We start from the raw sequence: 14,807 nt of genomic DNA, 5'->3' as shown, positions 1-14,807 counted from the left end.
CAGCGATTCGGATAGGGTAACATCGTAATCGGCCACCGTTTCGTCCCTTCGGTTGAGAAGTTGTTCACAAAATGAATCTTCCGAACCGAAACGGTGGCCCCCCGCCACCGGGCTTTTACAGCATTTTAAGGGACGTCATCGAACTTCTCGCGCAACTGATCGGCGACGACGCGCCACTGTGCATGCGCTGCCTCGGGCGTTTCTTGCGCGAAAACGGTGTTGATCAACGCAAGCACCATCTGGCGCTGCCCCTTGCCGGCGTGGGCGAGCGCGTTACGCATGAAATGCACGCGACAACGCTGCCATGTCGCTTTGAATACTTTTGCGATTGCTGCTTTGAGACCGACGTGCGAACCGGAGATCACGAGCTTCACTCCGCGAAGTCGGCGCCAGCGATAGCAGCTGAGCGAAGTTGAACCATTATAAAACCAATTTACCGCACTATTTCGTTCCTGAGGCTTATCCCGAAAAACGGGTGCGACACTTAACGCAAGCTCTTACGCTTCGAGCGCTTTGGCGGTAACGCCGGCTTTTTCTTCTGGGCCTTCTCCTTCTGTTTCTCGGGAATGCCGAGAGCGGTGCGAATTTCGGGCGGCATTTCCTTAATTGTCTCGTCGTCAAGCTCGGTCACCGCAGCATCAATTGATTCTTTCTGAAACTCCTCCATCTCCCTGAGCTGGGAGTTCAGTATCGCGAGCAGAACGTCCTTAATCTTCTTCCCGCGGTCAGGCCCGCTTTGCGCGAGGGCGTGCTGGTAGTACGCGTAGTGGTCGTCAAGGAGAAACTTCAACCCAGCCTGCACTACAGAGTCACTCGAGCGCGAATGCTCTGAGTGCAGTTTTGAGTTCCGCGGGTACAGCTCACCGTCGATTTCCTTTATTTCAAGCAACTCTCTAAGAGTGAACTGCGTACACGGTCGTTGATAGATCGGTCGAGTTCCCATCTTATGCGCTAACCGGTGCTCCGGCGTAGGCTTGATCAAGAAGCCACACTCGACGAGCCGCCCGATGGCCCTCCGGATCGATTCTTTGTCGGACAGCCCCAAATCGTGCGCAATCTGATCGATCGTCGGAAACGCGATGCCGTTCTCCCTCATAATTGAAAGGTAGTATAGGTAAACCGAAAGTGCACGCGGATTCAAAACGTGGAATATGAATCGCCGCCACCACGCCGGAAAAACGAAGAATGGCTGCGGTTGAGCCTTTTTGCCGGTTGGCCACCGGTATTCTGGCCGGAAGAGGTATCGAGCATCCTGGTCCATGACTCGATAATTCCGACCCGTATTCGGGTAAAACCTTCCCCATACATGGGGGTTTTACCGTATAATCCGTGCGTGGCCTGGATTCTACTCTGGAATCTTAGCGTGGAATCTACTGTTGGTTTTTGCTTTGGCTTTTGCTCATTGCCCGCTTTGCACCGATAGGTGGGGGTCGCGAGCCCTTGCATGCCCGTGACCGTTCGATCATAATATCGGCAGACCTCGCCCGTCAGCCGGGATCGCCGGGCAAGCAGAGTAGGCCGGACTACGTAACTCCGGAGCGCGTAAGCGCAAGCCCCGAAAGCGCTTGCTGGCCCACAAGGGGAACCCGGATGTTGCCGGGTCCGCGCCGGTCGCTTAGCCCTTAGGATCAGCGACGGTCGAGGATCTGGAAGTCGGCCCTCTACCCATTCTCTCCAAGTGCGGGTGGGGGTCGGCTCTTTTGTAGCGTGGCCTTAATTATAGCGTCTTCCGCTAGTCGAAGGCACGACGGCTAGCCGACGGCTAGCCCATGCGACTGAAGCCACTTGCGGTCCGATATCGATCCAGGCGGGGACTTGGTCTTTTCGTCGGAGCGAGCCTAATTCACGCCCCGTTAACCCTCGGTAAGACCGCTTGACCCGGCCAGCCTGGCCCTGGTAAGGTAGCGGCACCATGATCTCGATGTTCGTTTCGACGACCACGACGACCACCACCACGACCACTGTCGTTCGGTGTAGGGTTGACGTAGGCTAAAGCGCGAGATCTGGACCAGCTTACGAAGCCCCGCACCGATTGGTGCGGGGCTTCTTGCATTGTGACGGGAGCCCTCATGCGCGTGGAATGCAGCGACTGCGGCGCGGTCGCCGACCCCCTCGAACCCTGCCGGTGCGGCGGGTTGCCCGAGTTCGTCCTCGGCGAACTGCGGCTCGACCCGATCGGGCTACGGCGCGTCGTGCGCGAGCGACGCGCCTCGTTCGAGCCGCTCTTCGCCAGCGGCGTGTGGCGCTGGCGCGAGCTGCTCCCGCCCATCCCCGCAGCCGCGATCGTCTCGCTGGCCGAGGGCAACGTCCCGCTCTACGACTCCGCGCCCGGCGCGCGCTACGCCGGCGTCGATCGCCTCGCCTACCTGCACCTGGGCATGAACCCCACCGGCTCGTTCAAGGATCTCGGCATGACGGTCGCGATCTCGGCGGCCAAAGCCGCCGGCGCGCGCAGCGTGGTCTGCGCCAGCACCGGCAACACGGCCTCGTCGATGGCCGCCTACGCCTCGCGCGCCGGGCTCGACGCCTACGCGATCGTGCCGCGCGGCCGCGTCAGCGATGCGAAGCTCGCGCAGATGCGCGAGTACGGCGCGCAGCTCATCGAGGTCGACGGTTCCTTCGACGACGCCTTCGCCGCGCTCTCCGACGTGCGCGACGCCGCGGTCGTCAACTCCGTCAACGCCTATCGCATCGAAGGTCAGAAGTGCGCGGCCTTCGCGATCCTCGAAGCGCGCAGCTGGAGCGTACCGGATTGGATCGCGCTGCCGGGCGGCAACCTCGGCAACATCTCCGCGATCAGCAAAGGTTTCCGTGAAGCGCTCGCGCTCGGGCTGATCGACAAACTCCCGCGCATCGCGCTGATTCGCGCCGAGCGCGGCGTCGACACGACGGCCAGTGCCATCGCGGTCGGTGATCCGAAATCGCGCAGCCGCGCCTCGCGCGCACTCGAGCGCTTCAACGGCATCGAACTTGCGATCGGCGACGATGCGATCCTCGATGCGAAAGCGCAGATCGGACGCGAAGGCATCGGCTGCGAACCGGCCTCCGCCGCGTCGCTCGCGGGCGTGCGCGCCCTTCGACAGGCTCAGGGTGACAGTGTGGTGTCGGCTCAGGGTGACAGTGGTGACACGATTGCTCCCGATGCCGACGTCGTCGCGATTCTCACCGGGCACGTTCTCAAAGATGCGCGGCCCTTCGAGGCTCGCGCGAACGCGCTCGCACCTCAGGGTGACAAGGTCCATGCCGTTGCGTAGCGCGTTCGTCGTCAGTGTGCCCGCGTCGAGTGCGAATCTCGGGCCTGGGTTCGATTGCGTCGGCATCGCGCTCGATCTGCGTGCGCGCGCCATGGTCGAACCGGCCGATCGTTTCGCAATCGAATTCGGCGGACCGGAACGGCCCACGCACCCCGGATTCGAGCGCATGCTCATTGCCGCGATGCGTTCGGTCAACATGACGCTCCCGCGCATTCGCGTGCAGCTCGTCAACGCGATTCCGCTGGGCAAAGGTCTGGGCTCGAGCGCCGCGGCGCGCGCGCTCGGCGTCACGATCGCAGCCCGCGCGCACGGCATGCAGCTCGACCGCGACGCGATCGCGCACCGCGTCTGCGAACTGGAGGGTCATCCCGACAACGCGCTGCCCGCCGTCTACGGCGGCATCGCGATCGCCGCCTCGTCGCGCGAAAGCATCAAACTCGCCGCGCCGAGCGATCTGCGCGCGATCGTCGTCGTGCCCGACTTCGAACTCGCCACCAAAGCGGCGCGCGCGCTCTTGCCGCTGCAGTACGAGAAAGCCGACGTCGTCTTCAACTTGCAGCGCGTCGCGCTGCTCGGCGCCGCGCTCGCCTCCGGCAATTGGAACGCCCTGCGCGACGCGATGCGCGACCGTTTCCATCAGCCGCAGCGCGCGGCGGTCGTCCCCGGTCTCGCCGCGGCGCTCGCGCTCGATGCCCCCGAAATCATCGGCATCGCCCTCTCCGGCGCGGGCCCGAGCGTACTCGCGCTCATCCGCGACCGCGTCGCATGGCGCCCGCTCGCCGCCCGCATCGAAGCCTGCTTTGCCGCCGCCGGGATCGCCAGCCGGAGCTACCGGCTGCCCTTCGCACCGCGCGGCCTGGTTTCGCGCCGGTACTTGACGGAGCGCAAAGCGGCATGATAGCCTGTCCGAAATGTTCCAGACCTCCATGATGACCTGTTCCATGTGCATTATGCGGACGCATAAGGCGGGGACGGTCATTGGGAGCACCGTGTAACACACGGAATCGAGAAAGCACTCCAACGACGCCTCCGCCGATACAGCGGGGGCGTCGTTCTTTCTCTCTCTCGGAGGCTACAAGGGGATCATGGACTGTACAATCGGGATCGGATTACTCGGATGCGGCACGGTCGGCTCGTCGGTCGCGCAGCGCTTGCTGTCCGAGCGCGAGGCGATCGAGCGCCGCAGCGGCGTGCGCTACACCCTGCAGGCGATCGCCATCGCCAATCCGTCGAAGCCGCGTCCGGCCGCGATCGATCCGCATCTCTTCACCAAAAATGCCCGCGCCGTCATCGACGATCCGCGCGTCGATCTCATCATCGAATGTATCGGCGGCACGCAAGTCGCCTCCGAACTGCTCGAATACGCGCTCGAACGCGGGCGCACGGTCGTCACCGCCAACAAAGATCTCATCGCCACCCAAGGCCCGCGCCTCTTCGCGCTCGCGCATTCGCGCGGCGCGCGCTTGCGCTACGAAGCCGCCGCCTGCGGCGCGATTCCGGTGATCCGCGTGCTCGACGACGCGCTCGCCGGCGACAGCGTCCACGCCTTCGGCGGCGTCGTAAACGGCACGTGCACCTACATTCTCTCGCAGATGGAACGCGGCGAAGAATACGACGTCGCGCTGCGCCGCGCGCAAGAACTCGGCTTCGCCGAAGTCGATCCCTCGGCCGACGTCGAGGGCCTCGATGCCGCCCACAAACTCGCGCTCTTGATGCAGCTCGCGTTTCAAATGGCGGTCATTTCGCCGCGTCTGCGCCGCAATGGGATCAGCAGCGTGAGCAAACGCGACGTTGCCCGCGCGCAAATGCTCGGCTACCGCATTCGCCTGGTCGCGGCCGCGACGCGCAGCGCCAACGCCGCGCGCGGTGAGGTCGCCCCGGTCCTCGTTCCCGAAACGCATCCGTTCGCGCTCGCGAGCGGACCGGAAAACGTCGTGCGCATGGTCTCGCGCGATGCGGGCGCGCTTCTGCTCTCCGGCACCGGCGCCGGCGGTTTTCCCACCGCCTCGGCCGTGCTCGGCGACGTCATCACCGCGCTGCGCGACCTCGCCAATCAGCGCGCCGTGCATTACCCGGCCCTCGAACCGGCGCTCGACATCGCGCCGCTCTTCGAGCATCTGCCGCGCCATCCAGAACTCCCACGCTATCCGCTGTGGGATGATAGCCTCCTCGAAGCTCCCGTCTCGCAGGTTGAAACTGCGTTCTCATGACGGGGAAAAGGAAACGACCACCACATGAGCGCCACCCTGGAGCAAGAACAAACTCCACACTTTGACACGCTCGCCATTCACGGCGGCCACAACGGTGATCCCGCGACCAAAGCGCGCGCGGTTCCCATTTATCAAACGACCTCGTATCTGTTCGACTCGACCGAACACGCCGGCAAACTCTTCGCCCTCGAAGAATTCGGCAACATCTACACCCGGATCATGAATCCCACGACCGACGTCTTCGAGCAGCGCGTCGCCGCGCTCGAACGCGGCGCTGCCGCGCTGGCGGTCGCGAGCGGGCAAGCCGCGGTCGTCTACGCGATCCTCAATCTCGCGCGCAGCGGCGATCACGTCGTCAGCTCGAACTCGCTCTACGGCGGCACCTACAACGCCTTCGCCCACACGCTCAAGCGCTTCGGCGTCGACGTGACGCTGGTCGATTTCAACGATCCGTTCGCGGTCGAGCAGGCGATCCGCCCGAACACCAAGGCGCTCTTCGCCGAAACGATCGGCAACCCGAAGATCGACGTGCTCGACGTCGAGCTCTACGCCGATCTCGCGCACCGTCACGGCTTGCCGCTGGTGGTCGACAACACGCTGCCCACGCCGTATCTGCTGCGTCCGATCGATTTCGGCGCCGACATCGTCGTGCATTCGGCGACGAAGTTCATCGGCGGACACGGCACCGCGATCGGCGGCGTGATCGTGGACGGCGGCAAATTCGATTGGGGCGACAACCCGCGCTTCAAAGAATTCGTCGATCCCGATCCTTCGTATCACGGCCTGCAGTACGCGCCGGTCTTCGGCAACATCGCGTACATCTTGAAGGCGCGCGTGCAGTTGCTGCGCGACGTCGGTGCGGCGCTCTCGCCGTTCAACGCGTGGCTGCTGCTCCAGGGCCTGGAAACGCTGGGCCTGCGGGTCGAGCGCCACAGCTCGAATGCCCTCGCCGTCGTCGAGTTCCTCGAGCGGCACCCGCAGGTCGTCTCGGTCGCGTACCCGCGTTCGGAAAAATATCTGCCGAACGGCGCCGGCGCGATTCTGACCTTCCGCGTCAAGGGTGATGCCGCGCGCGCGAAGCAGGTGATCGATCGGCTCAAGCTCTTCTCCCTGCTCGCTAACGTGGGCGATGCGAAGTCGCTGGTGATTCATCCCGCCAGCACCACGCATCAGCAGCTCACGCCCGAGGAGCGTTTGCAGAGCGGGGTCGACGAGTCCACGATTCGGCTCTCGGTCGGCATCGAAGACAAGCGCGACATCATCGCCGACCTCGACCAGGCGCTCGCGTCGTAGCCGTGCGCGAGCTGGAGGTTCCCGTTGGGGACCTGCGCTTTCGCGTCACGATCGACGGCGAGCTCAACGCGGACAAGAGCAACGCCGTCTTCGCGCCGCACGCGCTGACGGGGAATAGCCGCGTCGCCGAATGGTGGCCCGGAATTGCGGGAGGAGACGAATCGTTCTTCTCCCGCAACCGCTACGCCATCATCGGCATCAACGCGCTCGCTCCTCGCCGTACTACCGTGCGTGACATCGTCCAGACGCACCAGCGTATCTTCGACGCGCTCGAAATCGAACGGCTGGCGGTCGTGATCGGCGGTTCGCTGGGCGGCATGCAGGCGCTGCAGTGGGCGCTCGATGCGCCGCAGCGCGTCGAACGGGCGATCGTGGTCGGCGCGCACGATCATCACTCGGCGATGGGCATCGCGCTCAACGCCGTGCAGCGCGATGCGATCGCGCTCGATCCGGTGCGCGGGCTTGCGCTCGCGCGTAAGATCGCGATGCTCACCTACAAGAGCGAAGAGCTCTTCACGCAGCGGTACGGCCGCAAACCCGACCGGCGCGACCCCGCACGCTTCGATGTCGAAGGCTACCTCGATCATCAGGGCGACAAACTCATCGCGCGGATGGATCCGGCGGCGTACGTCGCGCTCACGCACGCGATGGACAGCTTCGACGTGCGCGATCGCACGCTGCCGCCCGGGCCCGACGTCACCTTCGTCGGCATCTCGTCCGATTGGCTCTTCCGTCCGCAAGACGTTCGCGCCGCCGCGCAACGTCTCGGCGCACGCTACCTGGAACTACACAGCGATCACGGCCACGATGCGTTCCTCGCCGAACCCGAAAAACTCCGCGCCCTACTGGCGCCTCTGCTCACGAGCGCGAGCGAAGCCGCGCGACTTTAGCCTTGTCATCCCGAGCGTAGCGCGCACCCCTTCGTAGCGAAGCGTAGTCGAGGGACGGGCATTACCTCGATCCTTCGACTACGTTCGCTGCGCTCACTACGCTCAGGATGACAAATCGCCGACCACCGACCAATAGATCATCACGACGAGCGGTGCGAACGTCGTGACCCTCGAAAAAGCGAACATGAGCGATTCCGTTCCGTTCGGCCGGCTCTTGCGCGACTTTCGCGTTGCTGCCGGGCTCACGCAGGACGACCTGGCCGAATTGGCGCGGATGAGCGCCGGCGGCATCAGCGTCCTCGAACGCGGAACGCGCACGGCCCCGCGCCGCGAGACGATCGCCTTGCTTTCGTCGGCGCTCGGCCTCTCCGAGTCCGACCGTAAACGGCTCGAAGAATCGGCCGCGCGGCCGCCGCGTGCGCGGCGCCGCAGCGAGCACGTCGAAAGCGACGGCGCCCGGGATCGCCACAATCTGCCGCTGGCCTTGACGAGCTTTCTCGGTCGCGAGCAAGAACGCGACCACGTGCTCAAACACATCGCCGAGCGTCGTCTCGTCACGATTTGCGGCGTCGGCGGCGTCGGCAAGACCCGGCTCGCGTTGGAAGCGGCCCGCAATCTCTTCGACAATTTCCGCGACGGCGTCTGGCTCGCCGAGTTGGGCGATTTGGACAACCCCGCTTCCGTCGACTGGAGCATCGCCGCGACGCTTGGCGTTTCACAACAGATGACGGCGTCGGGTGATGCCTGGATCGGCGCGCTCGTCGGCAAGAACCTCTTGGTTATTCTCGACAATTGCGAGCACGTGCTCGTCGCCGCCGCTGCGGTTGCAAAATCGCTGCTCGAACGTTGCCCGAACGTGCGCATTCTCGCGACGAGCCGCGAGCCGCTGCGGCTTGCCGGCGAAGTCGTCGTGCGTCTGCGGACCCTGGCGCACCCGCACGCCGACGCAACGCCGGCGATCCGGCTGTTCTTGGATCGCGCGAGCGATGTGGCGCCCGAGTATGCACAGATCGATCGCAACGATGCTCGCATGATCCCGATCGAACGACTGTGTCGCCGGCTCGACGGCCTTCCGCTCGCGATCGAGCTAGCCGCCGCGCACGCCGGCGCCGTGAGTCCCGACATGCTCGTGCGCGCGCTCGAACGGCACAATGAGCTTCCGAGCGCCGGCGGTCTGGCCGCCCCGCCGCGCCACCAAACGCTGCGCAGTCTTCTCGATTGGAGCTACGGGTTACTCGACGAGACCGAGCGACGCGTGTTGAATCACCTCGCGGTCTTTGCCGGCGGCTGCACGCTGGATGCCGCCGAAGCATTGTGCGACGGCATCGTCGACCAAGTCAAGATCTTGCCGACGCTCCTCTCCCTGGTCGAGAAATCGCTCGTCACCGCGGACACGCGCGTCGAAGATACGCGGTACGATCTGCTGGCAACCACGCGCGCCTACGTTCGCGAACAACTCGCTGCGCACGGCGAGCAGGCACGCGCGGCCCGCGCGCACGCCGAGTACTATTGCGCGCTGGCAAAAACGGCCGATACGGCCTACGGCCGGCCCGCCGCGACGCCGTGGCTGGCATCCATCGAGCCGGAATTGGAAAACTTCCACGCCGCCTTGCAGTGGTCGCTCGTCGATCGCAATGACATCGTGGTCGGCGCGACGCTGGTTGCGCTGCAGTCGCAAGTGTTGGAGTTGCTCGCGCGCTGGACCGAGAGCGCGAGTTGGTGCGAAGCCGCGCTCGAAGCAATCGCGCCCGCCGGAGCGCGCGAACTCGAGGGATGGCTCCACTTTGCGCTCTGCCGTTGTTTCGTCTTTGCAAGTCAGGATGAGCGCGCGGTCGCAGCCGGAAACCGCGCGGTGGAATTGTTTCGCGCCGCCGCTCGAGCCGGCGACCGTCCGGATATGCAGATTGCTGCGGCCCGCGTTCTCGCCTTCGTTGCGTGGGCGTTGGCATGCGTGCAGCGATGCGAGGAAGCCGACCGCGCGGCCGAAGAGGCCGTGCGCAAGTTGCGCGACGAGCCGCGCAAGAGCGCGCCCGCGTGGGCGCTCGTCGTCCGATCGCATACGGTCGATCCAAGCGACGTCGCGGCGCGGCGCGCGTTGCTCGACGAAGCTTGGGAGCTCGACGGTGCGACGCCGGGCATGTTGACCGGCGGCCTCATTTATATCGCGCGTTGTGCGCTCGCGCTCGACGTCGGAGACTTCGCGCTTGCCCAAACGAGCGCGCGCGAAGCCGCCGAGCAGCTGCGAGCTTCGGGCGTCGGTGCGAACCTCGCCGGCTGGGCGCTCGCGCTCGCAGCCTCGGCGGCCGTCGCTGCAGGTCACACGGAAACGGCGTTTCGCGATGCGCGCGAGGCGCTGTCGGAAGCGCGCTGCGGACCGGCCATGCTCTTCGGCGCACAGCTTGCCGCGGCGCAAGCCGCGCTGGGCAGCGATCGCCCGCTCGACGCGGCCAGGATCATCGGCGCCGTACAAGGCGCACGCTCGCGCGGCGCGATGGAGCCGCCCGCGACGTTCCGGTTCCACAATGCTGTCATGGAGCGCTTGCTCGAGCACCTGCGGCGCAGCCTACCGGATGACGTGCTCGACGCCGAACTCACCGCCGGCCGCAAGCGGCCATTCGAGGAAGCGGTCTCGGCCGCGCTCCAAATGTTCGCATAAGCTGTTCGAGTGTCTCTGGTCCGGCCTTCCGCATGCGGCGATACTGAGGGCGAAAGGAGCTCATACCAGATGACTATCGCAAACAAAACCGTCCTGGTAACGGGCGCAAATCGCGGCATCGGCCTGGCGCTGGTGAATGAGGCGCTGGCGCGAGGCGCCAAGCGCGTCTACGCCGCAACCCGCCAATCATTCACGCACGACGACGTGCGCGTGATCCCGCTCGCGATCGACGTGACCAACGAAGCACAGATTCAGCAAGCCTTCGAGCAGGTGGATTCGCTCGACGTCCTGATCAACAACGCCGGCATCTCGCTTCCCGACGACTTGAGCGACCGTGCGTCGCTCGATCGCCATCTCGAAGTCAATGTCTTCGGCACCTACTATATGACGAAGACGTTCCTCCCGCTTCTCGAGCGTTCGCGCGGCGCGATCGTCAATATCGTATCGATCGGGGCGCTGGCCGCAGTGCCGATCCTTCCGTCATACTCGCTGTCGAAGGCGGCCGCGTTCTCGCTCTCGCAATCGGTCCGCGCTCTTCTCGCCGCGTACGGCGTGAGCGTGCATATCGTTCTTCCCGGCCCCGTCGACACCGACATGGTGCGCGCGCTCGACATTCCGAAAGAATCTCCGCAGACGGTCGCACGAAACATCATCGACGGCGTCGAGCGCGGGGAGGAAGAGATTTTTCCCGATCCGTTCTCGGCGATGCTGGCGGAGAGCTGGCGCGGCGGTGCGGTAAAAGCGCTCGAACGGCAGAATGCCGCGCTGCTCGTGCAAAGTGAGGCCCTGGCATGAACACCCCGCCGACCGTCTCACCGCAAGAGTGGGAAGCGGCGCGCCGCGACCTGCTCGTGAAAGAGAAAGCGTTGACGCGCGCACGCGACGCGCTCGCTGCCGAGCGCCGGCGCATGCCGTGGACGGCGATCGAAAAGACCTACACCTTCGAAGGACCGAATGGTACGGTCAGTCTGCTCGACCTCTTCGAAGGGCGCCGTCAGTTGATCGTCTACCGCGCGTTCTTCGAACCCGGCGTCTTCGGATGGCCCGACCATGCATGTCGCGGTTGTTCGTTCGGCGCCGACCAGGTCGCACATCTCGCCCATCTGAATGCGCGCGATACCACGCTCGCCTACGTCTCGCGAGCACCGCAACCCGACATCGCGCGCCTCAAGGCGCGGATGGAATGGAAGATGCCGTGGTACACCATCGTCGACAGCTTCGATAAGGATTTCGGCGTCGACGAATGGCACGGTACCAATGTTTTCTTCCGCGACGGTGACCGTATCTTCCGCACCTACTTCATCAACAGCCGCGGCGACGAAGCGATGGGGAGCACCTGGAGCTATCTCGACGCGACGGCGCTCGGACGTCAGGAAACGTGGGAAGATTCTCCCGAAGGGTATCCCCAGACCGAGCCGTACGAGTGGTGGAACTGGCACGACAATTACGAGGCCGAGCCGGACCCGAGGTGGGGAGAGGTCCTCGATAACGCGAGCGCTCTTCTCAGTGACGCGAAATGATACTCGCGCACATCTTCGGGATCCCCGTAGAGGAAACGCTGTTGCCGTGGCTTGGTTCCGGCGCGGGAGCCGGAGTGTTGTACTTTAGCTACGCGATCGCCCGTCGCGCGTTCGAGAGGAGATGACCAGCGATGGGCAAGATCGTGGTCAGTGAGAATGTCACGCTCGATGGAATCGTCCAGGACCCCACCGGCGAGGAGGGTCTCGACGGCGGTGGCTGGTTTGGCCGAGTCGGGGAAAAGAACATCGAGGCGTGGGGTAAGATCGCGTATGATGAAGCCCGTCACGCCGAGGCTCTGTTATTTGGCCGGCGGTCCTATGAGTGGTTCGCCAAGAAGTGGACATCCCGGAGCGGCGAGTTCGCGGATCGGTTGGCCACCCTTCCCAAATACGTTGTGTCGTCGACCATGGAAGATCCCCGTTGGAATAACTCGACCGTCCTAAAGGGCGACGTGGTGAGCCAGGTTTCGAAACTGAAGCAAAGCAGAGAGGGGGAAATCGTTCTCTACGCAAGCTCCCAGCTCGTGCACGCGTTGCTGAAACACGATCTCGTCGACGAGTTGCGACTGACGATCTACCCCTTCGTGATCGGCGTGGGCGAGCGTTTGTTTGGCGCGACGAGTGACACGACATCACTTCGCCTCGTTGAAACCCGCAACATAGGCGACAGCCTCGTGTACCTCAGATACGACATCGCCCGATGACGACGACAAAGGAAGTGCTATGGCCGATTCAAGCCTGCTGATGCCCGGAACCGACGAAGCGTACCGCGCGGCGCGCGACCGCCTGCGTGATGCGGAGATCGATCTGCGCGACCGGATCGAAGCTGTGGCGGCAATGCGCCGAAGCTTGCCGCCCGGGCCGGTCGTGCCGGATTACACGTTCACCGAACACGGTAATCGCGTTCACCTCGCCGAGCTCTTCGAAGGCGACAAATCGGAGCTGATCGTCTACCACCTGATGTACTGGGCCGACGATGATGAATTCTGCCCGATGTGTTCGCTCTGGCTCGACGGTCTCAACGGCATCGCGCCGCACGTCACCCAGCGGGCGAACTTTGTCGTCGCCACCCGCGCGCCGTTCGACAAACTGCAGACTTGGGCCACGCATCGCGGATGGAATCGTCTGCGCCTCCTCTCCGACGATGGACCGGCGTTTGCGCGCGACATCGACGCCGAAGATGCAGACGGCCGGCCCGATTCGACCGTCGCGGTGTTCACGAAAGACGGCGATCAGGTGCGTCACTTTTATACCGCGCATCCGATGCTCGACGATCGCGAACGCGGCATCGACTTGCTCTGTCCGGTCTGGCATCTGTTCGACCTCACGCCGTCCGGCCGCGGTGATTGGTACGGAACGAACTGAAATCGCGCAGTTGCGCGCGATGGAGATCGACTTGCGCGATCGCATCGAAGCGGTCGCGGCAATGCGTCGTGACCTGCCGCCCGGCCCGGTTCTCCCCGAATATACCTTCATCGAGAACGGCGCGCCAGTCCGCTTATCTGAGCTGTTTGCCGCCGGCAAGCCGCACTTGATTCTCTACCACTTGATGTATTGGGTGCAGGACGATTCGTTCTGCCCGAGTTGCTCGATGTGGATCGACGGATTCAACGGCATCGCGCCGCACGTCAGGCAGCGGGCGAACTTCGTCATCGCCTCGCGGGCACCGTTCGACCGGCTCCAAGAGTGGGCAGCGCACCGCGAGTGGCATCGCCTTCGCTTCATCTCAGACGATGGACCGGCCTTCGCGCGAGACATCGCCGCTGAGGATGCCGAGGGCAACCCCGATTCGACGATCGTGGTCTTCGAAAAGGAAGGCGATTGCGTTCGTCACGTTTACACCGCACACCCGATACTGGAGCATCGCGGGCAAGGAATCGATCTGCTTACGCCGGTGTACGCTCTTCTCGATCTCACGCCGGCCGGCCGCGGTGATTGGGATACGTCGAACGAGGCCTTCGACGTCTGGATGCAAGCACGATGAAGGCCGTGGTGCTACACGAGCCGGGCGGTCCCGACGTTCTCAAGGTCGAGAACGTTCCAATGCCGGCGGCCGTACCGGGCAAAGTGCTGATTCGCGTCAAGGCATTCGGCCTCAATCGTCACGATATGTTCGCGCGACAAGGGCTCTTACCCGACGTGCGCTTTCCGATCGTTCTCGGCCTCGAAGCGGTCGGTATCGTCGAGTCGGCGCCGGGAGGGGAATTCGCGGTGGGAGCAACCGTTGCGACCGCAATGGGCGGCATGGGCCATGCCTTCGACGGTGGTTACGCCGAATACACGCTCGTCCCGGCCGATCACGTACGCAGCGTGGTGACCAATTTACCCTGGGAGACGCTCGGAGCGCTTCCCGAGATGCTGCAGACCGCGTGGGGTTCGCTCTACGAGGCGCTCCAACTGAAAGAAGGCGAGTCACTGCTCGTACGTGGCGGCACCACCTCGGTTGGATTAGCCGCGACGGCACTCGCGAGCCGTCGTGGTGTGACCGTCTATGCGACGACGCGCAACGCCGGTCGGAGACAACTCTTGCTCGATAGCGGCGCGACGGACGTGTTCGTAGACAACGGCAGAATCGCACCGGAGGTCAAAGCGCGGACGAACGGCGGCGTCGATAAGGTGCTCGAACTGGTCGGCGTGACGACTCTGGACGACTCGTTGCAATGTGTCAAGACAGGCGGCATCGTCTGTAAGACGGGGATCGTCGACGGTCGGTTCTCGATGCAGGGCTTTTTGCCGGAGAGCTCGATCCCGACGGCAGTCTACCTTACGGCGTATCTAGGCGACCCGCAGTTCATGACGATGCCGCTGCAGCAACTCGTCGATGACGTTGCTGCCGGAGCGTTATCCGTAACGATCGGCAAGGTCTTTCACATTGACGAGATCGTCGAAGCGCACCGGCTGATGGACTCAAACATGGCCGGCGGTAAGATCGTCGTTCTGACCGGCTAATTGCCAGGGTTTTCTCCCTCGAGGAGGGTAGCAAA

Annotated in this window: 13 protein-coding genes and 1 pseudogene; 12 read left to right on the top strand and 2 right to left on the bottom strand. The window is 64.1% G+C overall.

Annotation, left to right across the window (positions count from 1 at the left end; genetic code table 11):
- Positions 1-143: 143 nt before the first annotated feature.
- A pseudogene (locus VMF11_14970) lies at positions 144-395 on the bottom strand (transposase).
- An 89-nt stretch (positions 396-484) separates the two neighbouring features.
- The gene (locus VMF11_14965; protein HTU71602.1) at positions 485-1,261 is read right to left on the bottom strand and encodes a helix-turn-helix domain-containing protein; all 777 of its coding nucleotides are present in this window, start codon (positions 1,259-1,261) and stop codon (positions 485-487) included.
- An 808-nt stretch (positions 1,262-2,069) separates the two neighbouring features.
- On the opposite strand from VMF11_14965, the gene thrC reads away from it, so the two are divergent.
- The 12 genes from thrC to VMF11_14905 all read left to right on the top strand — a co-directional run bounded on the left by thrC (position 2,070) and on the right by VMF11_14905 (position 14,772).
- Positions 2,070-3,254 (top strand): threonine synthase, encoded by a 1,185-nt coding sequence (thrC, locus tag VMF11_14960; GenBank protein HTU71601.1) that lies wholly within the window; start codon positions 2,070-2,072, stop codon positions 3,252-3,254.
- On the top strand, positions 3,247-4,152 hold the full coding sequence (gene thrB, locus VMF11_14955; GenBank protein ID HTU71600.1) for a homoserine kinase: 906 nt from the start codon (positions 3,247-3,249) through the stop codon (positions 4,150-4,152). The genes thrC and thrB overlap by 8 nt, the downstream gene beginning before the upstream one ends.
- A 187-nt stretch (positions 4,153-4,339) precedes the next feature.
- The gene (locus VMF11_14950) at positions 4,340-5,464 is read left to right on the top strand and encodes a homoserine dehydrogenase (protein ID HTU71599.1); all 1,125 of its coding nucleotides are present in this window, start codon (positions 4,340-4,342) and stop codon (positions 5,462-5,464) included.
- Between the two features lie 24 nt (positions 5,465-5,488).
- A complete protein-coding gene (locus VMF11_14945; GenBank protein HTU71598.1) occupies positions 5,489-6,757 on the top strand; it encodes an O-acetylhomoserine aminocarboxypropyltransferase/cysteine synthase family protein in 1,269 nt (422 codons plus the stop codon).
- Positions 6,758-6,759: 2 nt separating this feature from the next.
- The gene (locus VMF11_14940; protein ID HTU71597.1) at positions 6,760-7,647 is read left to right on the top strand and encodes an alpha/beta fold hydrolase; all 888 of its coding nucleotides are present in this window, start codon (positions 6,760-6,762) and stop codon (positions 7,645-7,647) included.
- Between the two features lie 184 nt (positions 7,648-7,831).
- Positions 7,832-10,303, top strand: a complete 2,472-nt coding sequence (locus VMF11_14935; protein ID HTU71596.1) for a helix-turn-helix domain-containing protein — start codon at positions 7,832-7,834, stop codon at positions 10,301-10,303.
- A gap of 69 nt (positions 10,304-10,372) precedes the next feature.
- The gene (locus tag VMF11_14930; GenBank protein HTU71595.1) at positions 10,373-11,098 is read left to right on the top strand and encodes an SDR family NAD(P)-dependent oxidoreductase; all 726 of its coding nucleotides are present in this window, start codon (positions 10,373-10,375) and stop codon (positions 11,096-11,098) included.
- Positions 11,095-11,823 carry a DUF899 domain-containing protein gene (locus tag VMF11_14925; GenBank protein HTU71594.1) on the top strand — a complete coding sequence of 243 codons (729 nt, stop codon included), beginning with the start codon at positions 11,095-11,097 and terminating at the stop codon, positions 11,821-11,823. The genes VMF11_14930 and VMF11_14925 overlap by 4 nt, the downstream gene beginning before the upstream one ends.
- Positions 11,824-11,954: 131 nt before the next feature.
- A complete protein-coding gene (locus tag VMF11_14920) occupies positions 11,955-12,527 on the top strand; it encodes a dihydrofolate reductase family protein (protein HTU71593.1) in 573 nt (190 codons plus the stop codon).
- Positions 12,528-12,546: 19 nt separating this feature from the next.
- Positions 12,547-13,188: a DUF899 family protein gene (locus tag VMF11_14915; protein ID HTU71592.1), complete on the top strand. Its 642-nt coding sequence runs from the start codon at positions 12,547-12,549 to the stop codon at positions 13,186-13,188.
- The gene (locus tag VMF11_14910; GenBank protein HTU71591.1) at positions 13,166-13,807 is read left to right on the top strand and encodes a DUF899 family protein; all 642 of its coding nucleotides are present in this window, start codon (positions 13,166-13,168) and stop codon (positions 13,805-13,807) included. The genes VMF11_14915 and VMF11_14910 overlap by 23 nt, the downstream gene beginning before the upstream one ends.
- Positions 13,804-14,772, top strand: coding sequence for a zinc-binding dehydrogenase (locus VMF11_14905; GenBank protein ID HTU71590.1), 969 nt, complete (start codon positions 13,804-13,806; stop codon positions 14,770-14,772). Before VMF11_14910 ends, VMF11_14905 begins: the two co-directional genes overlap by 4 nt.
- Positions 14,773-14,807 lie beyond the last annotated feature (35 nt).

Source organism: Candidatus Baltobacteraceae bacterium (assembly GCA_035502855.1).
In the GTDB taxonomy this organism is placed as follows: Bacteria; Vulcanimicrobiota; Vulcanimicrobiia; order Vulcanimicrobiales; family Vulcanimicrobiaceae; genus Aquilonibacter.
Note: the sequence above shows the minus strand (reverse complement) of the source record. Positions and strands in the feature narration are given on the sequence as shown.